Source organism: Leclercia sp. UBA1284 (genome assembly GCF_002308415.1).
GTDB lineage: Bacteria > Pseudomonadota > Gammaproteobacteria > Enterobacterales > Enterobacteriaceae > Enterobacter > Enterobacter pneumoniae.
Genome location: NZ_DBUS01000007.1, coordinates 134854 through 157519 on the forward strand (window position 1 = coordinate 134854; position 22666 = coordinate 157519).

Here is a 22666-nt window from a genome sequence, read left to right on the forward strand (position 1 = left end):
TCATGGCGAAGACGTTGTACGAAAAAATTTATGATGCTCACGTGGTTTACGAAGCGCAGAACGAAACCCCGCTGCTCTATATCGATCGCCATCTGGTACATGAAGTGACCTCACCGCAGGCGTTTGACGGCCTGCGTGCTCATCATCGTCCAGTGCGCCAGCCGGGTAAAACCTTCGCGACCATGGATCATAACGTTTCCACCCAGACGAAAGACATCAACGCGTCCGGTGAGATGGCGCGGATTCAGATGCAGGAGCTGATCAAAAACTGCAACGAGTTTGGCGTAGAGCTCTATGATCTGAACCACCCTTACCAGGGTATCGTGCACGTGATGGGCCCTGAACAGGGTATCACCCTGCCGGGGATGACCATAGTCTGCGGCGATTCCCACACCGCCACCCACGGCGCATTTGGCGCGTTAGCATTCGGTATCGGCACCTCTGAAGTCGAACATGTTCTGGCGACCCAGACCCTGAAGCAAGGGCGCGCGAAGACCATGAAGATTGAGGTAACAGGTCAGGCCGCCCCTGGTATTACCGCAAAAGATATTGTCCTTGCGATCATCGGTAAAACCGGCAGCGCTGGCGGCACCGGTCACGTGGTGGAGTTCTGCGGTGATGCCATCCAGGCGTTGAGCATGGAAGGACGTATGACCCTGTGCAACATGGCTATCGAAATGGGTGCCAAAGCGGGCCTGGTCGCGCCGGACCAAACCACCTTTGACTATGTGAAAGGGCGTCTGCATGCGCCAAAAGGCCAGCATTATGACGAGGCAGTTGCCTACTGGAAGACGCTGAAGACCGATGACGGCGCCACCTTCGATACCGTGGTAACCCTGCAGGCCGAAGAGATCGCGCCGCAGGTCACCTGGGGGACCAACCCGGGGCAAGTTATCTCCGTGAACGACGCGGTTCCGGATCCCACCTCCTTTGCCGATCCGGTTGAACGCGCCAGCGCCGAGAAAGCGCTGGCCTATATGGGCTTACAGCCGGGCGTACCCTTAACTGAGGTGACGATCGACAAGGTGTTTATCGGCTCCTGCACCAACTCGCGCATCGAAGATTTACGCGCCGCGGCAGAGATCGCCAAAGGCCGCAAAGTGGCTCCGGGCGTTCAGGCGCTGGTCGTCCCTGGCTCTGGCCCGGTGAAGGCGCAGGCGGAGGAAGAGGGCCTGGATAAGATCTTTATTGATGCCGGCTTTGAATGGCGTCTGCCTGGCTGCTCTATGTGTCTGGCCATGAACAACGACCGTCTGAACCCGGGTGAACGCTGTGCCTCTACCAGCAACCGTAATTTCGAAGGCCGTCAGGGTCGCGGTGGACGCACGCACCTGGTCAGTCCAGCCATGGCAGCAGCCGCCGCCGTTACCGGCCATTTCGCCGACATCCGCAACCTGAAATAAGGAAGACAATCATGGCAGAGAAATTTACCCAGCATACGGGCCTGGTTGTCCCTCTGGACGCGGCCAACGTCGACACCGACGCCATCATTCCAAAGCAGTTTTTACAGAAGGTGACCCGCACCGGTTTTGGCGCGCACCTGTTTAACGACTGGCGTTTCCTCGATGACAAAGGCGAAGTGCCGAACCCGGAATTTGTGCTGAACTTTCCGGAGTTCAAAGGGGCTTCCATCCTGTTGGCTCGTGAAAACTTTGGCTGCGGCTCCTCACGTGAGCACGCGCCATGGGCATTGACCGATTACGGTTTCAAAGTGGTTATCGCCCCCAGCTTCGCCGACATCTTTTATGGCAATAGCTTTAACAACCAGCTGTTGCCGGTGACCCTGAGCGATGCGCAGGTAGACGAGATGTTTGCGCTGGTGAAAGCGCAGCCGGGGATCACCTTTGAGGTGGACCTGGAAGCTCAGGTGGTGAAAGCGGGCGAAAAATCTTACAGCTTTAAGATTGATGATTTCCGCCGCCACTGCATGCTCAATGGCCTGGACAGCATCGGCCTGACGTTACAGCATGAAGAGGCAATCTCCGCCTACGAGAACAAACAGCCTGCGTTTATGAGCTAAAAAACAGGCCCGCGTCTGGCGGGCCTGTTTTTCCTTCCCTGTATTACCTTTCCCTTTAATAAAATATAAATAGATAATAATTATCAGAATAAAATAATCATTATTTCCACATATAAATAACGCCATCCCAACCTCGCAATAAATAATAAACTCAAATTCAAACCACCTTATTTAATGATCAAAATCAACAGAACCTAATATTAATAACACTTATACTTGGCGGACATGATAATTTGCAAGGAGCACTACCATGAATAAACGTCGTTTTGTCGCCATCGTATTATCGACTCTGCTTTTAGCCGGTTGCGGAATGAGTCCGGCCGTAACAGAGAAAGAGATGAAAGATGCCGCGTCATTTGCCCTGAATGTCGACGCCAGCAAGGTAACCATCTAAAATGTCGACAAAAAAGGGGTTAAAACCAATTTCGTCGCCACCGTCAATAACACGGCCCACCGTTGCTACGTAACCAAAGTCGGCGCGGCAAAATTATATGGCGTGATTCCATTAGGCGCTGAGGATACGGTATCCGATGCGATTTGCGCCGGCACTAATAACGGCACCAGTAATACCACCTGTGATGCGCTTTCCAGGAAAGCCGGTCGTTGTTAATAAAAGAGTCAAGGCTAGTGGAGATATTTCCCCCCTCCGCTAGCCTCACACCCTGCACAGGTTTCAACAATAATGACGGCTCGTCGTTTTTTTACCGTTAAATACTCTACTTACTCACGGTTCTTCATTATTCCCTTAATAAGAACCGCCATCCTGTTTTTATTCTTTCCCGAACCGCTTAATCACGGTCAGACATCTTTCACCCTGGAGGTGATCGCTAGGGTCACCACCGAAATAGCCGCAATCGTCCAGTAAACCGCTGCATGTCCGTAGCTCTGGGCCAGAGCGCCCTGAATCATCCCCGCCAGAATCACCCCCGTAGAGATGCTGTTTGTAAACAGGGTGGTGGCCGAGCCCGCCCGGCCGGGCATCAAATCCTGGAACCAAAGCATCCCTATCCCGGCAACGATCCCGATAAAAATGGCATTAAACAGCTGGAGCGCCAGCAGCGCCTCACGGCTATGAAACAGAATTAACCCCACGTAAAACATCACCCCCGCCGCCACGGCAAGGGTCATCATACGGCGTTTACCGAAGCGTTTGACGTAATATCCCGCCAGGATCATGGCCGGGATCTCAAGCCCCGCGGCCGTGCCCATCAAAATACCCGCCAGCTTATCCGGCAACCCCAGATCGCTGCTGATCCACAAAGGCATATCAATGATATACATGGTGTTACAGGTCCACATCAGCGTCGAGGCGATAAACAGCAGGCGGACATTTTTGTTATGCCAGCCGCTCACCTGGGTCACCGGGGTATCCACCGTCTGCTCTACTCGAGCGACAGAGGGCAGCGCAAAGGCGATAAGCCCCAGACTGATGGCGAAGATTGCCGCCGCGATGGAGAACATGGCGGTAAAGCCGTAATTGAGGGCCAGCATAAAGGCCAGCGGCGGGCCGATTACCCACGCCAGCGAGAGCTGAGCACGCATCACCGAGCTGAACATCACCACTTCCCGCGCGGAGTTGTCGGCGTATTCACGGGCCAGGGCAAAGAGCTGTGGCATGGCGGTGTTTGCCAGCGCCGCCAGCAGAACCCCGCAGGTAAGCAAGGTCATGTAATGGCGGTTAAATGCAAATAGCAGTGCGTTAGCAATGGCCATGGCGCAGCAGAAGAGGATCAATTTACGCCGGTCGCCCTGACTGTCGGAGCGCTTCGCCAGCCACAGGCTGACCAGAATCCCGGCGATGGCATTGACCGTGTAGAACAACCCTACCCAGAAAGGTTGCGCCCCGACTTCACGACTCAGGAACAGGCTTAAGGTCGGGGCCTGCAGCGCGCCGGCAACGCCCATCATAAACGCCACTATCATAAACGCGGCATAGACACCGTTGAGGCGGCGACCCATCGTCATTAACCAGAGCATGACCCTATCCTTAAGCGCAAAAGAAATGAAAAAAGCCAGCAGATAATAACTGCTGGCGTGGTGATTAGCACCAATACTCAGTCACACATGATCGAGGCGAGTCAGCGTTCAGAAGTCGGCGTTGTAACGTCCCACTGCATCAACTCTTCCAGTATTTTGAACCGTTGTGCTTCACACTGGCGGGCCAGCCAGGACACTCCCTTTGTCGCGGCAAAGTACTGTTGGAAAAACTGACGTGCGGTCGACTTCCTCATATTCACCTCCTCGCTTCATCGAAGAGAATTATTGGCTTAATATAGGGATTAATAAATTGCTGATTTTTTGTCAGGAGTTCCTCTTTTATGGCCTCTGGTCGCCTGCAACAACAATTCATCCGCCTGTGGCAATGCTGTGAAGGCCAGACCCAGGACACCACCCTCAGTGAACTCGCCGCGCTGCTTAACTGTTCGCGCCGCCATATGCGTACCCTGCTCAATACGATGCAGCAGCAGGGCTGGCTGAACTGGGAGGCCGAAGCCGGACGCGGTAAACGCTCGCGCCTCACGTTTTTGTATACCGGCCTGGCGCTGCAGCAACAGCGGGCCGAAGACCTGCTGGAGCAGGATCGGATCGATCAACTGGTGCAGTTAGTCGGCGATAAAGCTGCGGTGCGGCAGATGCTGGTTTCTCATCTGGGCCGCAGCTTCCGCCAGGGGAAGCATATCTTGCGCGTCCTCTACTACAGGCCGATGAAAAACCTGTTGCCGGGTAGCGCATTACGTCGATCCGAGACCCACATGGCGCGGCAAATCTTCAGCGGGCTAACCCGCATAAATGAGGAAAACGGGGAACTGGAAGCCGATATCGCGCATCACTGGCAGCAGATTGCCCCCCTTCACTGGCGCTTTTTTTTACGGCCCGGCATCCATTTTCATCATGGCCGTGAACTGGAGATGAGCGACGTGATTGCCTCGCTCGAGCGCGCCAGAATGTTGCCGCTCTATTCCCACATCGTTAGCGTCCAGTCTCCTACCGCCTGGACGCTGGATATTCACCTCTCTGAACCAGACCGCTGGCTGCCGTGGCTGCTGGGTTACGTCCCCTCAATGATTTTGCCGCGTGAATGGGAATCAATGCCTAAGTTTGCCAGCCAACCCGTGGGGACAGGCCCCTATGCGGTGGTGCGCAATAACAATAATCAGTTAAAGATTCAGGCCTTTGACGATTACTTTGGCTATCGCGCGCTGATCGATGAAGTGAACGTCTGGGTATTACCCGATATCAGTGAAGAGCTGAGTCCAGGGCTGACGCTTGAGGGGCCGACCGAAGGGGAGAAAGCGGTAGAGAGCCGTCTGGAAGAGGGGTGCTATTACCTGCTCTTCGACGCGCGATCCCGACGCGGTGCCAGCCAGGAGGTCCGTCAGTGGATCAGCCAGATCCTCTCTCCCGCTAAATTGATCTATCAGGCGGAAGCGCAGTACCAGACTTACTGGTTCCCCGCCTGGGGCTTGCTGCCTCGCTGGCACCATGCCCGGCCGGGATGTGGCGAAAAACCTGCAGGTCTTGAGAGCATTACCCTGACCTACTACCGTGAACACGTTGAACACCGGGTCATCGGCAGAATGATGAGCGCTATGCTGGCCGCCGAAGGGGTAAAACTGGAAATAGTGGAAGTGGATTATGACGAGTGGCATCGCGGCGATATCGTCAGCGATATCTGGCTAAATAGCGTGAACTTTACTCTGCCGCTCGATTTCTCGCTCTTCTCACACCTGTATGAGGTCCCGCTGCTGCAAAACTGCATTCCCCGCGACTGGCAGCAAGACGCCGCCGAGTGGCGGGCGGGTGAGATGAATCTCGCGGTGTGGTGCCAGCAACTATTGGCACAGCAAGCGATGGTACCGCTTATTCACCACTGGCTGATGATTCAGGGTCAGCGCAGTATGCGTGGTCTGCGGATGAACACGCTCGGCTGGTTTGACTTTAAATCGGCGTGGTTTGCGCCGCCGGAGCCATAACACTTTCGTAATATTCACCAAATCATTACAATACTGCCGTTCTCAACGGGGTGCTGCGCGAAAGCGTGTGCTGAGAAAATACCCGTCGAACCTGATCCGGATAACGCCGGCGAAGGGATTTGAGGCTGTCACTCAAAATCCTTTGCCACTCAACATTGAGGTGCAAAGTGTTAAAAAAAGCTCTTCCCCTGCTGGCCCTGCTGGCCCTGCCTGCTTTCGCGAAACCCGTGCTGACGGTCTATACCTACGACTCCTTCGCCGCTGACTGGGGCCCTGGCCCGGTGGTCAAAAAAGCCTTTGAAGCCGACTGCAATTGTGAACTGAAGTTCGTGGCGCTGGAAGACGGTGTTTCCCTGCTCAACCGGCTGCGCATGGAAGGTAAAAACAGCAAAGCCGACGTCGTGCTGGGGCTGGATAACAACCTGCTCAATGCGGCCACCCAGACCGGATTGTTTGCCAAAAGTAATGTCCCGAACGATGCAGTAACTGTGCCGGGTGGCTGGAAAAATGACACCTTTGTGCCTTTCGATTATGGTTACTTCGCCTTCGTTTACGACAAAACCAAACTGCAAAACCCACCGAAGAGCCTGAAAGAGCTGGTTGAAAGCGATCAAAAATGGCGCGTGATCTATGAAGATCCCCGTACCAGCACGCCGGGTCTCGGCCTGCTGCTGTGGATGCAGAAAGTCTATGGCGATAAAACCCCGGAAGCCTGGCAAAAACTGGCTGCCAAAACGGTGACCGTCACTAAAGGCTGGAGCGAAGCGTACGGTCTCTTCCTGAAAGGAGAAGGGGACCTGGTGCTGAGCTATACCACCTCCCCGGCCTATCACATCATCGAAGAGAAAAAAGAGAACTATGCTGCCGCTGACTTTGCAGAAGGACACTACCTGCAGGTGGAAGTGGCTGCCCGCACCGCAGCCAGCAAACAGCCAGAACTGGCAGAGCAGTTCCTGAAGTTTATGGTCTCGCCGGCCTTCCAGAAGGCAATCCCGACCGGTAACTGGATGTACCCGGTGACCGATGTTGCGCTGCCTGAGGGCTTTAATAGCCTGGTCAAACCGAAAAATACGCTGGAGTTCACCCCGCAACAGGTTGCGGATAAGCGGGCTGGCTGGGTAAGTGAATGGCAACGCGCCGTCAGCCGTTAATCGCGGGCTGGCTCATACCGGGGCTGACGGCCGCCACGCTGCTGGTGGCTGTCGCTCTGGGCGCCTTTCTGTCGCTATGGTTCAGTGCGCCCGACGCCGATGTCTCTGCGCTGTGGCACGACAGTTATTTATGGCACGTCGTACGCTTCTCATTCTGGCAGGCCTTTTTGTCAGCCCTGCTCTCCGTCGCGCCCGCCATTTTGCTGGCGCGTGCGCTGTATCGCCGTCGTTTTCCCGGCAGGCAAGCCCTGCTGCGCCTGTGCGCCATGACGCTGATACTGCCCGTGCTGGTCGCCGTGTTTGGCATACTCAGCGTCTATGGCCGTCAGGGCTGGCTGGCCCAAATTTGTGCAGCGATCGGGCTGAACTGGCGCTTCTCTCCCTATGGCCTGCAGGGGATCTTACTGGCCCACGTCTTCTTTAATTTGCCTATGGCCACCCGCCTGCTCTTACAGGCGCTGGAGAACATTCCTGGCGAGCAACGCCAGCTCGCCGCGCAGCTCAATATGCGCGGCTGGTCCTTCTTCCGCTTTGTTGAATGGCCATGGCTACGCCGCCAGATCCTCCCTACTGCCGCGCTAATCTTTATGCTCTGCTTCGCCAGTTTTGCCACTGTGCTCTCACTCGGCGGCGGGCCGCAGGCGACCACCATTGAGCTGGCTATCTACCAGGCCCTGAGCTATGACTATGATCCTGGCCGGGCGGCGCTGCTGGCAATCATTCAGATGGTCTGTTGTCTGGCTCTGGTCTTACTGAGCCAGCGTCTGGGCAAAGCCCTCGCCGTAGGCACAAGTCAGCTCAGCGGCTGGCGCGATCCCCAGGACAGCCTGCGTAGCCGACTTACGGACGCGCTGCTGATTACGCTGGCACTGCTGCTGCTGTTGCCGCCGCTACTGGCGGTCGTGGTGGATGGTCTTAACGGGAATCTTTTCAGCGTGCTGCAACAGCCGGTGCTCTGGCAGGCGTTAACGACCTCGCTACGCATTGCCGCAGGCGCCGGCCTGCTCTGCGTGATCCTGACCATGATGCTCCTCTGGAGCAGCCGTGAGCTCTATGCCCGACAGGCCACCGCCGCAGGACAGCTGCTGGATTTGAGCGGCATGTTGATTCTGGCGATGCCCGGCATCGTACTGGCGACCGGCTTTTTCCTGCTGTTTACCCGCACCGTCGGGCTGCCCGCTTCGGCGGACGGCATTGTCATTTTTACCAATGCGCTGATGGCCATCCCTTATGCCCTTAAGGTTCTGGAAAACCCGATGCGCGACCTCAGCGCCCGCTATACGCTGCTTTGCGGATCATTAGGGATGCAGGGGTGGCAACGGCTAAAGGTGGTGGAACTGCGCGCCCTGAAACGCCCACTGGCGCAGGCGCTGGCCTTTGCCTGCGTACTCTCGATTGGTGATTTTGGGGTGGTGGCGCTGTTTGGCAATGACGATTTCCGCACCCTGCCGTTCTGGCTCTATCAGCAGATTGGCTCCTATCGCAGCCAGGACGGAGCCGTTACGGCGCTTCTGCTCCTGATGCTCTGCTTTGCCTTGTTTACCGTTATTGAAAAACTTCCGGGGCGTGATGCTAAAACTGACTGATGTGACCTGGCTTTACCAGCACCTGCCGATGCGTTTTACCCTCTCTGTGCCGCAGGGAGAGTCGGTTGCCATCCTCGGCCCAAGCGGTGCGGGGAAAAGCACCCTGCTCAATCTGATCGCCGGTTTTCTGCAGCCCGCCAGCGGGACAATCTTGATAGAAAACCGGGATCACACCTGGACGCCCCCTTCCCGGCGCCCGGTGTCGATGCTGTTCCAGGAAAACAACCTTTTTACCCACCTGAGCGTTCGGCAGAACATCGGGCTGGGGATGCACCCTGGCCTGAAGCTCAATGGCGATCAACAGCGCAAGCTCGCGGCCATCGCCGGCCAGATGGGCATCAGCGATCTGTTGGACAGGTTGCCAGGAGAGCTCTCCGGGGGCCAGCGCCAGCGTGCCGCGCTGGCGCGCTGCCTGGTGCGAGAACAGCCGATATTACTGCTGGACGAACCCTTTTCCGCCCTCGATCCTGCTCTGCGTCAGGAGATGCTATTGCTGGTCAAAGAGGTCTGCGAGCGTCAGCAGCTCACCATGTTGATGGTGTCGCATAGCGTGGAAGATGCGGCCCGCATCGCCAGACGTTCGGTAGTCGTGGCTGACGGGCGTATCGCCTGGGACGGTGAGACCCGCGTGCTGCTTAGCGGCGACGCCAGCGCCTCGCATCTGCTGGGCATTGCGCGCGGTTAACGGCTCACGACCTTCAACAGAATCTCACCATAGACGGGCATCAGCGGGTGGCGAATAAGCGCCACCAGCGCCACCACCGCCACGCCCAGCAGCAGGGGTGCCAGCCACAGTAATCGCGATCGCGGCAGCAAGGCGCTCAGCTTATCGACGTTAGCCCGGGTACTGCGCCACAGACGCCAGCAGAGCCAGGCCGCCAGCCAAAGCAGCAATGCCGTTGCCAGCAGTAACCACTTAAAGCCGCCGCTATCCTGACCTGCAGGAATATCGATAGCCGCTCCGGCCAGAATGCCAGGCAGGAAGTAGAATGGCGGCCAGAAGAGGCAGCCAATGATATTTGGCACAATGAATTTTTTGATCGGCAGATCGAGCATGCCAGCCACCATGGGCACCAGCGGACGCGTCGGGCCAACAAAACGTCCCACCAGAATCGTAAACATACTGTGTTGATGCAGGGCGTGCTCGGTTTTATCCAGCAGCGCCTTGTTCTTTTTCATGAAAGACCAGCGATGCAGCGGCTTTTTGAAACGCCAGCCCAGCCAGAACGAGATCCAGTCGCCCAGCAGACAACCGATAATGCCCGCCAGCCAGGCCTGCCAGAAATTAACCTCGCCGCTACCTATCAGCGCGCCAAGACCAGCCATCATCACCGTACCGGGGAGGATCAGCCCGACCAGCGCCAGCGATTCCAGAAAAGCCACCAGCGCAACGGCAATGAGGGAGTAAGTAACGGACTGGGTGATGAAGTGTTCCAGCAATGCCTGCATAACTTTTCCGGTCAGATAACGAAGCAGGGATTCTGCGAAGAGCCGCCTGCTGCGTCAAGACATCAATTGTCTGAATAGTTTACCGGGTGTGAACAGACTTACGCCATGTCGTTTATCTTTTTTTACGCTTTATTCACAACCTGCCCGGAATTCGCTGGGGCTGGCGCCGGTGCATTTCTTAAAGACGCGAGAAAAATAGAGCTGATCCTCAAACCCGACATTGCGCCCGACGCTGGCGATCGGCATGCGGGTGGTACTGAGCAACAGCTTGGCCTGGCTGATACGCTGATCTTCGCGCCAGCTCAACACGCTCACCCCCAACTGCTGGCGGAACAGATGCGAGAGGCGTGACGGCGACAGGCAGACATGCTGGGCTACGCTGGCAATATCAAACTGGCTGTCCGCCAGATGATCGCTAATGTACTGGCAGGCATCGCGCACCCGGTGATCCAGCGGCGGGTTAAGGGATTCATTGATGGCTTCCATACGTCTGAGCAGCAGTTGCTCCAGCAGGTTAATTGCCAGCAGTTCGGCATAGCGCCCCCCCGCCTGCCCTGCCTCGATGATCTGCGCAAACAGTTCACGAAACAGCGGTTGATGCACCTCGTCCGGGCGATAGAAACCGGTGTGGGCAAACATGGATGGCCAGCTCAGCCACTCTTGCCAGTAAGCGCGCGGACGGAAGTAGACCCACTGGTGATACCACTCGCTGGCATCCGGATGACGACCATAGTGGTGAACCTCCCCGGGAGGAAAGAGGAGGATGTCGCCCGGACGGCAGACAAAGGTCTGATCCTGATTTTTAATCACGCCTTCGCCACGCACCGTCAGGTTCAGGATATAGCCCTTCATACCCAGCGGGCGATCGATATAAAAATCGAGATATCCCTCTGCCTCAATAGGGGTCAGCCCCGCCACCAAATGCGCGTTGAACGAATAGCCTGGCAGTAAGGGATCGTTTTGCGTTTCAGCCATAAATTCAATACTCCTGGCATAGGGTAAGGAAACCAATTGTCCATATCTACAGAGCCGACCTGAAAAAAGGCGTCTGAAAGCCGTGAACGGGATGACTTCTCGTTAAGGTACGGCGCTTTAGCGTACTGCGTCACATTTTCGCCGTATCAGAGGCCGATAATCAGTAACAAAAGTGTCTATAACTACGGCAGAAATGTCCACATTGAATATTTGCACAGCGTCACACTTTCCACAGGCATAGCAAAATTATCCATAAGATTAGCGAATCCTGCCTGACGATTTTTCCCCCCACTCTCTAATGTTCTTCCATACCTGTATTTTGATGGAGCAGCACCATGGCAATTGCAATTGGCCTCGATTTTGGCAGTGACTCGGTACGCGCCCTGGCAGTGGAGTGCACAACCGGTCAGGAGATAGCGACAAGCGTGGAGTGGTATCCGCGCTGGCAAGAGGGGCGTTATTGCGATGCGCCGAACAACCAGTTTCGTCATCACCCCCGTGACTACATCGAGTCGATGGAAGCGGCGATCAAAACCGTACTCGCCGGGCTGAGTGCGGACCAGCGTAGCCAGATTGTGGGCATTGGCGTGGACAGCACCGGCTCGACCCCCGCCCCCATTGATGCCGACGGCCACGTTCTGGCGCTGCGCCCTGAATTTGCCGATAACCCGAATGCTATGTTCGTGCTCTGGAAAGACCATACCGCAGTTGAAGAAGCCGAGGCCATCACCCGTTTGTGCCATCAGCCGGGTAAGAGCGATTACTCACGTTATATCGGCGGTATTTATTCCAGCGAGTGGTTCTGGGCCAAAATCCTGCACGTGACCCGCCAGGATCCCCGCGTTGCCCAGACAGCAGTGTCGTGGATCGAGTTATGCGACTGGGTTCCGGCCCTGCTGTCTGGCACCACCCGCCCGCAGGATATTCGCCGCGGCCGCTGTAGCGCCGGGCACAAATCCTTGTGGCACGAAAGCTGGGGCGGTCTGCCACCCGCGACCTTCTTTGACGAGCTCGATCCCATCATCAATCAGCATCTCGACTACCCGCTGTTTACCGATACCTGGACCGCAGACGTGCCAGTAGGCAACCTCTGCGCCGAGTGGGCTGAACGTCTTGGTCTGCCAGAAACCGTAGCGATCGCCGGCGGCGCGTTTGACTGCCATATGGGTGCCGTGGGCGCAGGTGCGCAGCCAAACACCCTGGTGAAAGTCATCGGCACTTCGACCTGCGACATCCTGACCGCCGATAAAGCCAGCGTCGGCGAGCGTGCGGTAAAAGGTATTTGCGGCCAGGTTGATGGCAGCGTCGTCCCCGATTTTATCGGCCTGGAAGCAGGTCAGTCGGCGTTTGGCGATATCTATGCCTGGTTTGGCCGCGTGCTGGGCTGGCCGCTTGATCAACTGGCAGCGACCCATCCGGAACTGAAAACGCAGATTGCCGAGAGTAAAAAACAGCTGCTGGTGCAGCTCACCGATGCCTGGGCGAAAAATCCCTCCCTGGAGCATCTGCCGGTGGTGCTCGACTGGTTTAACGGCCGCCGTACCCCCTTCGCTAACCAGCGCCTGAAAGGGGTGATTACCGATCTTAACCTGGCGACAGATGCGCCGGCGCTGTTTGGCGGTCTGATTGCCGCTACCGCCTTTGGCGCACGCGCCATTATGGAGTGTTTCACGGAGCAAGGAATTGCCGTCAACAACGTGATGGCGCTGGGCGGTATTGCCCGTAAGAATCCGGTGATCATGCAGGCCTGCTGCGACGTGCTGAATCGCCCGCTGCAGATTGTCGCCTCCGATCAGTGCTGCGCGCTCGGTGCCGCCATCTTTGCCGCCGTGGCCGCTGGGGTCCATGCCGATATTCCTGCTGCGCAGCAGCATATGGCCAGCGCCGTGGAAAACACCCTTCAGCCGCGTACCGCCCAGGCGCAACGCTTTGAACAACTTTATCAGCGCTACCAGCAGTGGGCGAAAAGCGCTGAGCTTCACTATCTCCCTGTCGCCGCACCGGCAAAAAACAGCCCGGAATCCACGGCAACCCTGACACATTAAGGACACGATAATGACGATTTTTAATAATTATGAAGTGTGGTTTGTGATTGGTAGCCAACACCTCTACGGGCCGGAAGCCCTGCGCCAGGTGACGCAACACGCTGAACATGTGGTCAATGCCCTGAATGCCGAGGCCAAACTGCCGTGCAAACTGGTGTTGAAACCGCTGGGCACCTCCCCGGACGAGATCACCCATATCTGCCGCGACGCAAACTACGACGATAAATGCGCAGGCATGGTGGTGTGGCTGCACACCTTCTCCCCGGCAAAAATGTGGATCAACGGCCTGTCCATTCTCAATAAGCCGCTGCTTCAGTTCCATACCCAGTTCAACGCGGCCCTGCCGTGGGACAGCATCGACATGGACTTTATGAACCTGAACCAGACCGCTCACGGCGGCCGCGAGTTCGGCTTCATTGGCGCGCGTATGCGTCAGCAGCATGCCGTGGTCACGGGCCACTGGCAGGATGCTCAGGCACACAAACGCATTGGCGCCTGGATGCGTCAGGCGGTCTCTAAACAAGATACCCGTCAGCTGAAAGTAGTGCGCTTCGGCGACAACATGCGCGAAGTGGCCGTTACCGACGGCGACAAAGTGGCTGCGCAGATTAAATTTGGTTTCTCCGTGAACACCTGGGCCGTGGGCGACCTGGTACAGGTGGTGAATGAAGTTGCCGACGGCGACGTTAGCGCGCTGGTGGACGAGTATGAGAGCAGCTACCGCCTGACGGCCGCCGCGCAGATTAACGGCGACAAACGTCAGAACGTGCTGGATGCCGCGCGAATCGAACTGGGGATGAAACGCTTCCTTGAACAAGGCGGCTTCCATGCCTTTACCACCACCTTCGAAGATCTTCACGGCCTGAAACAGTTACCAGGCCTGGCGGTTCAACGTCTGATGCAGCAGGGTTACGGCTTTGCGGGCGAAGGCGACTGGAAAACTGCCGCTCTGCTTCGCATCATGAAAGTGATGTCAACCGGTCTGCAGGGCGGCACCTCCTTTATGGAGGATTACACCTACCACTTCGAAAACGGCAACGATCTGGTGCTGGGCTCACACATGCTGGAAGTATGCCCAACCATCGCCGTGGAAGAGAAACCGACCCTCGACGTGCAGTATCTGGGCATTGGCGGTAAAGCAGATCCGGCACGCCTGATCTTCAATACCCGTACCGGCCCGGCCATCAACGCCAGCCTGATCGACCTGGGCGATCGTTTCCGTCTGCTGGTGAACTGCGTGGATGCGGTCGAAACCCCACACGCCCTGCCGAAGCTGCCGGTAGCCAACGCCCTGTGGAAAGCACAGCCAGACCTGGCGACCGCCTCCGAAGCCTGGATCGTGGCGGGCGGTGCCCACCATACCGTCTTTAGCCATGCGCTGGATCTGAGCGACATGCGTCAGTTCGCTGAACTGCACGACATTGAAATTGCCGTCATTGATAACGACACCCGCCTGCCAGCCTTTAAAGACGCACTGCGCTGGAACGAAGTCTACTACGGCTCAAAACGTTAACAGGGGAACCTTTGGCCTGCCGCAGGGCGGGCCTCTTTTTCCTGGAGGAATGCATGTTAGAAGATCTGAAACGTCAGGTGCTGGAAGCGAATCTGGCGCTGCCGAAGCACAATCTCGTTACCCTCACATGGGGTAACGTCAGCGCTGTCGACCGTGAGCAAGGTGTCTTTGTCATCAAACCCTCAGGGGTGGATTACAGCGTCATGACCGCTGAAGACATGGTGGTGGTCAACATTGCCACCGGCGAAGTGGTGGAGGGGACCAAAAAGCCCTCTTCCGATACGCCAACCCACCGCCTGCTTTATCAATCATTCCCGTCGATTGGCGGCATTGTGCATACCCACTCACGTCATGCCACCATCTGGGCTCAGGCCGGTCAGTCTATTCCCGCCACCGGAACCACCCATGCGGACTACTTTTACGGCACCATCCCCTGCACCCGTCTGATGACCGATGCCGAAATTAACGGCGAATACGAATGGGAAACAGGTAACGTCATTGTCGAAACCTTCGAGAAACAGGGGATCGACGCGGCGCAGATGCCGGGGGTGTTAGTTCACTCCCACGGCCCGTTTGCCTGGGGTAAAAACGCCGAGGATGCGGTTCATAACGCCATCGTGCTGGAAGAGGTGGCTTATATGGGCATCTTCTGCCGCCAGCTGGCGCCGCAATTACCCGATATGCAGCAAACATTGCTGGATAAGCACTACCTGCGTAAGCACGGCGCAAAAGCTTATTACGGGCAGTGAGCACCGCCTCTCCCCTATAGGGAGAGGGGTAAGCCGAGGCCTTCCGGCCGAACACACCTGTATAAAACCCCAGCAAAAGCCCTTCAACCAGGCTATAATCACGCCTGGTTTTGTTTGATGGGATAATGGCGTGACGCAGGCGCGAGAAGGCTTTTTACTGACCCGACACTGGCGAGACACGCCGCAAGGTACCGAGGTGGCGTTCTGGCTGGCTACGGACGAGGGTCCGCTGCATGTTACGCTACCGCCGCAGGAATCGGTGGCCTTTATTCCCGAGCCTCATGTTGAAAAGACCCGAACGTTGCTGCGCGACGAAAACGGCTGGCGCCTTACGCCGCTTGCATTAAAAGATTTCCAGCGCCGCACGGTGTATGGCCTTTACTGTCGCGGTCACCGCCAGCTTATGCGCTTTGAAAAAGTGCTGCGCGAGGCGGGCGTTACCCTCTACGAGGCCGATATCCGGCCGCCTGAGCGTTTTTTAATGGAGCGCTTTATCACCGCCCCCGTCTGGGTCGATGGCACCCTGCAGGGCAACCGGCTGGTCAATGCGCGGCTAAAACCAAATCCTCACTATCGCCCGTCGCTAAAATGGGCCTCGCTGGATATCGAAACCACTCGTCACGGTGAGCTCTACTGCATTGGCATTGAGGGGTGTGGCCAGCGGGTTGTCTATATGCTCGGGCCGCCGAATGGCGAGGCTTCTGGCCTCGATTTCCAGCTGGAATATGTTTCAAGCCGCCCCCAGCTTCTCGAAAAACTCAACGCCTGGTTTGCCCAGCACGATCCCGATGTGCTCATCGGCTGGAATGTGGTGCAGTTCGATCTGCGCGTTTTGCAAAAGCATGCGGAACGCTATCGCGTCCCCCTGCTTCTGGGGCGCGACAACAGCGAGCTGGAGTGGCGCGAGCACGGCTTCAAGAATGGGGTCTTCTTTGCGCAGGCCAATGGACGCCTGATTATCGACGGCATCGAAGCGCTGAAATCCGCCTTCTGGAATTTCTCGTCATTTTCCCTCGAAGCGGTGGCCCAGGAGCTGCTCGGCGAAGGAAAAGCAATCGATAACCCCTGGGACAGGATGGACGAAATTGACCGCCGTTTCGCCGAAAACAAACCGGCGCTCGCTACCTATAACCTGAAAGATTGCGAGCTGGTGACCCAGATTTTCCATAAAACAGAGATCATGCCCTTTTTACTGGAGCGCGCCACGGTCAACGGCCTGGCGGTGGATCGTCACGGGGGCTCGGTAGCGGCCTTTAGCCATCTCTATTTTCCTCGCATGCACCGGGCGGGCTATGTGGCCCCTAATCTCGGCGATGTGCCGCCGCAGGCAAGCCCTGGAGGCTACGTGATGGACTCCAGGCCAGGGCTGTATGACTCGGTGCTGGTGTTGGATTACAAAAGCCTTTATCCCTCTATCATCCGCACCTTTTTGATTGATCCTGTGGGTCTGGTAGAGGGGATGGTGCAGCCAGATAACACTCACAGCACCGAAGGCTTTCTCGGGGCCCATTTTTCCCGTCAGAAACACTGCCTGCCCGAGATCGTCAGCCAGATCTGGCATGGCCGCGACGAAGCAAAGCGTCACGGCAATTCGCCTCTCTCTCAGGCACTGAAGATCATCATGAACGCCTTCTATGGCGTGCTCGGCACCAGCGCCTGCCGCTTTTTCGATCCCAGACTGGCCTCGTCGATCACCATGCGTGGACATGAGATCATGCGCCAGACGAAGGCGTTAATCGAATCCCAGGGCTATGAGGTGATTTACGGCGATACGGACTCGACCTTTGTCTGGCTAAAAGGCCAGCAGAGCGAAGACCAGGCCATGGCCATTGGCAAACGGCTGGTCGCCTACGTCAATGACTGGTGGCAAAACCATTTGCAAAAAGAGCGGTTAACCAGCGCGCTGGAGCTGGAGTATGAAACCCATTTCTGTCGTTTCTTAATGCCCACTATTCGGGGTACCGACCAGGGCAGCAAAAAACGCTACGCAGGGCTGATTCAGCAGGGCGATGACCAGCGCATGGTGTTTAAAGGGCTGGAGACGGTGCGTACCGACTGGACGCCGCTGGCCCAGCGTTTCCAGCAAGAGCTTTACCTGAAAATCTTCCGCAATGAGCCCTACCAGGACTATGTCCGGGAGACCATTGCCAGCCTGATGGCGGGCGAACTGGATACACAGCTGGTCTACCGTAAGCGGCTGCGTCGGCCGCTGGCGGAATACCAGCGCAATGTGCCGCCGCACGTGCGTGCTGCAAGGCTTGCCGATGAAGAGAATGTCCGTCTGGGGCGCGCGCAGCAGTATCAGAACCGCGGCACAATCAAATACGTCTGGACCACCAGCGGGCCTGAGCCGGTGGACTATCAGCGCTCGCCGCTTGACTATGATCACTACCTCACAAAACAACTTCAGCCCGTGGCGGACGGAATTTTACCCTTCCTGGACGACGATTTTGCTACACTGATGACTGGGCAGATGGGGCTATTTTGACAGGTGACGAAATCGCTGCCATCCAGTACCATAGCGCCCTTTCCATTCCCGGACCCATATTTTAATGACTGTCGATCTTCGACGGTGGTTGAACTATTGCCTGCAATTTAAAGAGTAGAGCCGAACATATATGCCTTTTACACTTGGTCAACGCTGGATCAGCGATACAGAAAGCGAACTTGGATTAGGAACGGTTGTGGCGCTGGATGCGCGAATGGTGACTCTCCTCTTCCCCGCTACCGGTGAAAACCGTCTGTACGCTCGCAATGACTCCCCTGTTACCCGCGTCATGTTCAACCCGGGCGACACCGTGACCAGCCATGAAGGCTGGCAGCTAAAGATTGAAGACGTAAAAGAAGAGAATGGACTGCTTGCCTATATTGGCACGCGCCTCGACACGGACGAGAGCGATGTGATGCTGCGCGAGGTGCTGCTTGATAGCAAACTGGTCTTCAGCAAACCTCAGGATCGTCTGTTCGCCGGTCAGATTGACCGTATGGACCGTTTCGCCCTGCGTTATCGCGCGCGTAAATTCCAGAGCGAACAGTACCGCATGCCCTGGAGCGGCCTGCGTGGCCAGCGCACCAGCCTGATTCCGCATCAGCTCAACATTGCCCATGACGTAGGCCGTCGCCACGCACCGCGCGTACTGCTGGCAGATGAGGTTGGCCTGGGTAAAACCATCGAAGCGGGCATGATCCTGCATCAACAGCTGCTCTCCGGCGCCGCCGAGCGCGTGCTGATTATCGTCCCGGAAACCCTGCAACACCAGTGGTTGGTGGAGATGCTGCGTCGCTTCAATCTGCGTTTTGCGCTGTTTGACGACGAGCGTTACGCCGAAGCCCAGCACGATGCAGATAACCCCTTCGAAACCGAACAGCTGGTGATCTGCTCGCTGGACTTCGTCCGCCGGAGCAAACAGCGCCTCGAACACCTCTGCGACGCGGAATGGGATCTGATGGTGGTGGATGAAGCGCACCATCTGGTCTGGAGCGTCGATGCGCCAAGCCGCGAATATATGGCTATCGAACAGCTGGCCGAGCGCGTGCCGGGCGTATTGCTGTTGACCGCTACGCCAGAACAGCTGGGGCTGGAAAGCCACTTTGCCCGCCTGCGCCTGCTCGATCCGAGCCGTTTCCACGATTTCGAGCAGTTCGTCGAAGAGCAAAAAAATTATCGTCCGGTTGCCGATGCAGTAGCGCTGCTGCTGGCAGGCAAACATCTTTCTAATGATGAGCTTAATACTCTGAGCGATCTGATTGGCGAGCAGGATATCGAGCCGCTGCTGCAGACGGCCAACAGCGGGCATGACGGTGCAGAAGCTGCCCGCCAGGAGCTGGTCTCTATGCTAATGGACCGCCACGGCACCAGCCGCGTGCTGTTCCGTAATACTCGCCATGGTGTGAAAGGCTTCCCGAAACGCGAGCTGCACACCATTAAGCTGCCGCTGCCGACCCAGTATCAGACGGCCATTAAGGTCTCCGGCATTATGGGCGCGCGTAAAAGCGCTGAAGATCGCGCCCGTGACATGCTCTATCCCGAGCAGATCTATCAGGAATTCGAAGGGGATACCGGTACCTGGTGGAACTTCGACCCGCGCGTTGAGTGGCTGATGGGCTACCTGACCGCGCATCGCTCCCAGAAGGTGCTGGTGATTTGCGCCAAAGCCGCCACTGCGCTGCAGCTGGAGCAGGTGCTGCGCGAGCGCGAAGGTATCCGCGCCGCCGTGTTCCACGAAGGGATGTCCATTATCGAGCGCGACCGCGCTGCCGCCTGGTTTGGCGAAGAGGATAGCGGCGCTCAGGTACTGCTCTGTTCCGAGATCGGTTCTGAAGGGCGTAACTTCCAGTTCGCCAGCAACCTGGTGATGTTTGACCTGCCGTTTAACCCGGACCTGCTGGAGCAGCGTATTGGCCGTCTGGACCGTATTGGGCAGGCGCACGATATTCAGATCCATGTGCCTTACCTGGAAAAAACGGCTCAGAGCGTGCTGGTGCGCTGGTTCCACGAGGGTCTGGACGCGTTTGAACATACCTGCCCGACCGGTCGCACTATTTACGATCAGGTGCATGGCGATCTGATTGGTTACCTGGCCGCGCCGGAAGAGACCGAAGGCTTTGACGAGCTGATCAAATCTTGCCGTGAAAAACATGATGCGCTTAAAGCGCAGCTGGAACAGGGCCGCGATCGCCTGCTGGAGATCCACTCCAATGGCGGCGAAAAAGCACAGCGCCTGGCCGAAAGCATTGAAGAGCAGGATGACGATACCAGTCTGATCAGCTTCTCTATGAATCTGTTCGATATCGTGGGCATTAACCAGGACGATCGTGGCGAAAACCTGATTGTGCTGACGCCTTCCGATCATATGCTGGTGCCGGATTTCCCGGGCCTGCCGGAAGACGGGTGCACCATCACCTTTGAACGTGATGTGGCCCTCTCACGCGAGGATGCGCAGTTTATCACCTGGGAACATCCGCTGATCCGCAACGGTCTGGATCTCATTCTCTCCGGCGATACCGGCAGCAGTACCATCTCGCTGCTGAAAAACAAGGCCCTGCCGGTGGGTACCCTGCTGGTAGAACTTATCTACGTGGTTGAGGCCCAGGCGCCAAAACAGCTGCAGCTTAACCGCTTCCTGCCCGCGACGCCGGTACGCCTGCTGCTGGATAAAAACGGCACCAATCTTGCCGCGCAGGTCGAGTTCGAAAGCTTTAACCGTCAGCTCAGCGCGGTAAACCGCCATACCGGCAGCAAACTGGTGAATGCGGTACAACAGGACGTTCATGCCATCCTGCAACTGGGTGAAACGCAGATTGAGAAAGCGGCTCAGGCATTGATTGACGCGGCGCGCAGCGAAGCGGATGAAAAACTCTCTGCCGAGCTCTCTCGCCTCGAAGCCTTGCGTGCAGTGAACCCGAACATCCGTGATGATGAGCTGGCGGCGATTGAGAGCAACCGTCAGCAGGTGCTGGAAAGCTTGCAGCAGGCTGGCTGGCGTCTGGATGCGCTGCGCCTGATCGTCGTGACGCATCAGTAACCGGAGCGCAGCATGCAAATGGAGCCCTACAATCCGCCGCAGGATCCCTGGCTGGTTATCCTGTATCAGGATGAACATATCATGGTGGTCAACAAGCCGAGCGGTCTGTTATCCGTACCGGGCCGTCTGGATGAACACAAAGACAGCGTGATGACGCGCATTCAGCGCGATTATCCGCTGGCAGAGTCGGTTCATCGTCTGGATATGGCCACCAGCGGCGTGATTGTGGTGGCGCTGACCAAAGCGGCGGAGCGGGAGCTTAAACGCCAGTTCCGCGAGCGTGAGCCCAAAAAAGAGTATGTTGCCCGCGTCTGGGGGCACCCGGAGAAAGCCGAAGGGCTGGTGGATCTGCCCCTGATTTGCGACTGGCCTAACCGTCCGAAGCAGATGGTCTGCTATGAGACAGGCAAACCGGCGCAGACTGAGTATGAAGTGCTGGAGTACGCGCCGGATAATACGGCGCGGGTCCTGCTAAAACCGATTACCGGCCGTTCACACCAGCTGCGCGTGCATATGCTGGCATTGGGGCATCCGATTCTTGGGGATCGCTTCTATGCGCCACCGGAGGCGCGCGCGCTGGCGCCTCGCCTGCAGCTGCATGCCCGGATGCTGACCATCACCCATCCCGCTTTCGGGAATGCGATGACCTTTAAAGCCCCGGTCGACTTCTAAAATAACGCCCGGCTATACCGGGCGTATCTTATTTAAAGCCTTTCTGATCTTTTATGAGCTCATACGCTTTCTGAATCTCCTGCGCTTTCTGCTTCGCCATCTCCATCATTTCTGGCGGTAACCCTTTCGCCACCAGCTTATCCGGATGATGTTCGCTCATCAGTCGACGATAGGCGCGCTTAATGGTTGGGCCATCGTCCGTTGGCTTCACACCTAGCACGTTACAGGCATCTTCCAGCGTCGGGCCACGTTGCGCCTGCTGCCAGCCGCCGCCAGAAGATTGCTGCTGTTGGTAACCGCCACCGAACTGCGCTCCGCCCTGCATCATGCGCAGGAACTGGTCAAACTGCATTCGTGAGATACCGAGCTCTTCCGCAATGACATACAGCACGTCGCGTTCGTTCGGATGAAGCGAACCATCGGCAAAGGCTGCCTGAATCTGGATCTCAAGGAACATACGAATCAAATCAAAACGACCGAAACAGACGCTGCGGAACTGACGCATCTTTTCACGCAGGGGATAGTTATCCGCCTTACCTACGCGAAATGCATGTTGCGCCGCCGCACGCGAATCCCCGTGCAGGTTCATTCGGTCCATAAACTGGCTGGCGACGTGAATGTCCGCCTCTGTCACGCGCCCTTTTGATTTAGTCAGATGCCCCATCACTTCGAAGGTCGTCGCAAAAAAGAGGGCCTGACGCTGTTGCTGATTGGCGAACCAGGCCATCTTACGACTGCGAGCTTTATCAAACATATGGCCGATAATCAGCCCCAGAATGATGCCCCAGAAGCCTGCGCCCATCATTAATGCGAACGCCACGCCGATAATTTTTCCCCAATACTGCATATACTCCCCAAATGGTGATGGATCTGATCCTGTGCAATGCCATCATTCCTGTGGTCTCGCCACGGTCAATTGAAGGACATCGCCTATAATTTGCATTATCATACTCGTCATTCAATAGCGAGCCTATCACCACGGCTCGCAAACGGGCAGGATTAACGCT

Annotated in this window: 17 protein-coding genes, 1 pseudogene and 1 riboswitch; of the genes and pseudogenes, 13 read left to right on the forward strand and 5 right to left on the reverse strand. The window is 56.8% G+C overall.

Annotated elements, in window-relative coordinates; all coding sequences use genetic code 11:
- The first annotated feature begins 2 nt into the window (after positions 1-2).
- The 3 genes and pseudogenes from leuC (at position 3) to B3511_RS20630 (ending at position 2630) form a co-directional block, all read left to right on the forward strand.
- Positions 3-1403 (forward strand): 3-isopropylmalate dehydratase large subunit, encoded by a 1401-nt coding sequence (gene leuC / locus B3511_RS15355; RefSeq protein WP_212477229.1) that lies wholly within the window; start codon positions 3-5, stop codon positions 1401-1403.
- 11 nt (positions 1404-1414) lie between these two features.
- Positions 1415-2020, forward strand: coding sequence for a 3-isopropylmalate dehydratase small subunit (gene leuD, locus B3511_RS15360; protein WP_207292988.1), 606 nt, complete (start codon positions 1415-1417; stop codon positions 2018-2020).
- Positions 2021-2357: 337 nt separating this feature from the next.
- A pseudogene (locus B3511_RS20630) lies at positions 2358-2630 on the forward strand (hypothetical protein).
- Between the two features lie 188 nt (positions 2631-2818).
- Here B3511_RS20630 and B3511_RS15370 read toward each other — a convergent pair.
- The gene (locus tag B3511_RS15370; protein ID WP_040077189.1) at positions 2819-3997 is read right to left on the reverse strand and encodes a sugar efflux transporter; all 1179 of its coding nucleotides are present in this window, start codon (positions 3995-3997) and stop codon (positions 2819-2821) included.
- A gap of 101 nt (positions 3998-4098) precedes the next feature.
- Positions 4099-4251 (reverse strand): glucose uptake inhibitor SgrT, encoded by a 153-nt coding sequence (gene sgrT, locus B3511_RS15375; RefSeq protein WP_046884995.1) that lies wholly within the window; start codon positions 4249-4251, stop codon positions 4099-4101.
- Between the two features lie 87 nt (positions 4252-4338).
- Between sgrT and sgrR the strand changes: the two genes are divergently transcribed.
- The 4 genes from sgrR (at position 4339) to thiQ (ending at position 9416) form a co-directional block, all read left to right on the forward strand.
- Positions 4339-5994, forward strand: a complete 1656-nt coding sequence (gene sgrR, locus B3511_RS15380; RefSeq protein ID WP_286783725.1) for an HTH-type transcriptional regulator SgrR — start codon at positions 4339-4341, stop codon at positions 5992-5994.
- A gap of 36 nt (positions 5995-6030) precedes the next feature.
- A riboswitch (TPP riboswitch) is annotated at positions 6031-6130 on the forward strand.
- A 31-nt stretch (positions 6131-6161) separates the two neighbouring features.
- Positions 6162-7145, forward strand: a complete 984-nt coding sequence (gene thiB / locus B3511_RS15385) for a thiamine ABC transporter substrate binding subunit (RefSeq protein WP_207292985.1) — start codon at positions 6162-6164, stop codon at positions 7143-7145.
- Positions 7121-8731: a thiamine/thiamine pyrophosphate ABC transporter permease ThiP gene (thiP, locus tag B3511_RS15390; RefSeq protein WP_207292984.1), complete on the forward strand. Its 1611-nt coding sequence runs from the start codon at positions 7121-7123 to the stop codon at positions 8729-8731. The genes thiB and thiP overlap by 25 nt, the downstream gene beginning before the upstream one ends.
- Positions 8715-9416, forward strand: a complete 702-nt coding sequence (gene thiQ / locus B3511_RS15395) for a thiamine ABC transporter ATP-binding protein ThiQ (RefSeq protein ID WP_046884999.1) — start codon at positions 8715-8717, stop codon at positions 9414-9416. Before thiP ends, thiQ begins: the two co-directional genes overlap by 17 nt.
- On the opposite strand, the gene B3511_RS15400 is transcribed toward thiQ, so the two are convergent.
- Positions 9413-10180: a DedA family protein gene (locus tag B3511_RS15400; protein WP_286783726.1), complete on the reverse strand. Its 768-nt coding sequence runs from the start codon at positions 10178-10180 to the stop codon at positions 9413-9415. The two genes, thiQ and B3511_RS15400, sit on opposite strands and share 4 nt — an antisense overlap.
- A 129-nt stretch (positions 10181-10309) precedes the next feature.
- Positions 10310-11155: an arabinose operon transcriptional regulator AraC gene (gene araC / locus B3511_RS15405; protein ID WP_046885001.1), complete on the reverse strand. Its 846-nt coding sequence runs from the start codon at positions 11153-11155 to the stop codon at positions 10310-10312.
- A 335-nt stretch (positions 11156-11490) separates the two neighbouring features.
- On the opposite strand from araC, the gene araB reads away from it, so the two are divergent.
- The 6 genes from araB (at position 11491) to rluA (ending at position 21659) form a co-directional block, all read left to right on the forward strand.
- Positions 11491-13200, forward strand: a complete 1710-nt coding sequence (gene araB / locus B3511_RS15410) for a ribulokinase (protein ID WP_212477239.1) — start codon at positions 11491-11493, stop codon at positions 13198-13200.
- 10 nt (positions 13201-13210) lie between these two features.
- Entirely contained in the window at positions 13211-14713 is a 1503-nt protein-coding gene (araA, locus tag B3511_RS15415) for an L-arabinose isomerase (RefSeq protein WP_046885003.1), read from the forward strand.
- Positions 14714-14766: 53 nt separating this feature from the next.
- Positions 14767-15462: an L-ribulose-5-phosphate 4-epimerase gene (gene araD, locus B3511_RS15420; protein WP_286783727.1), complete on the forward strand. Its 696-nt coding sequence runs from the start codon at positions 14767-14769 to the stop codon at positions 15460-15462.
- A gap of 130 nt (positions 15463-15592) precedes the next feature.
- Positions 15593-17950 (forward strand): DNA polymerase II, encoded by a 2358-nt coding sequence (gene polB / locus B3511_RS15425; RefSeq protein WP_286783728.1) that lies wholly within the window; start codon positions 15593-15595, stop codon positions 17948-17950.
- Positions 17951-18080: 130 nt separating this feature from the next.
- Positions 18081-20987, forward strand: coding sequence for an RNA polymerase-associated protein RapA (rapA, locus tag B3511_RS15430; protein ID WP_040077203.1), 2907 nt, complete (start codon positions 18081-18083; stop codon positions 20985-20987).
- Positions 20988-20999: 12 nt separating this feature from the next.
- Positions 21000-21659 carry a bifunctional tRNA pseudouridine(32) synthase/23S rRNA pseudouridine(746) synthase RluA gene (rluA, locus tag B3511_RS15435; protein ID WP_040077204.1) on the forward strand — a complete coding sequence of 220 codons (660 nt, stop codon included), beginning with the start codon at positions 21000-21002 and terminating at the stop codon, positions 21657-21659.
- A 28-nt stretch (positions 21660-21687) separates the two neighbouring features.
- On the opposite strand, the gene djlA is transcribed toward rluA, so the two are convergent.
- Positions 21688-22506, reverse strand: a complete 819-nt coding sequence (gene djlA / locus B3511_RS15440; protein WP_286783729.1) for a co-chaperone DjlA — start codon at positions 22504-22506, stop codon at positions 21688-21690.
- Positions 22507-22666 lie beyond the last annotated feature (160 nt).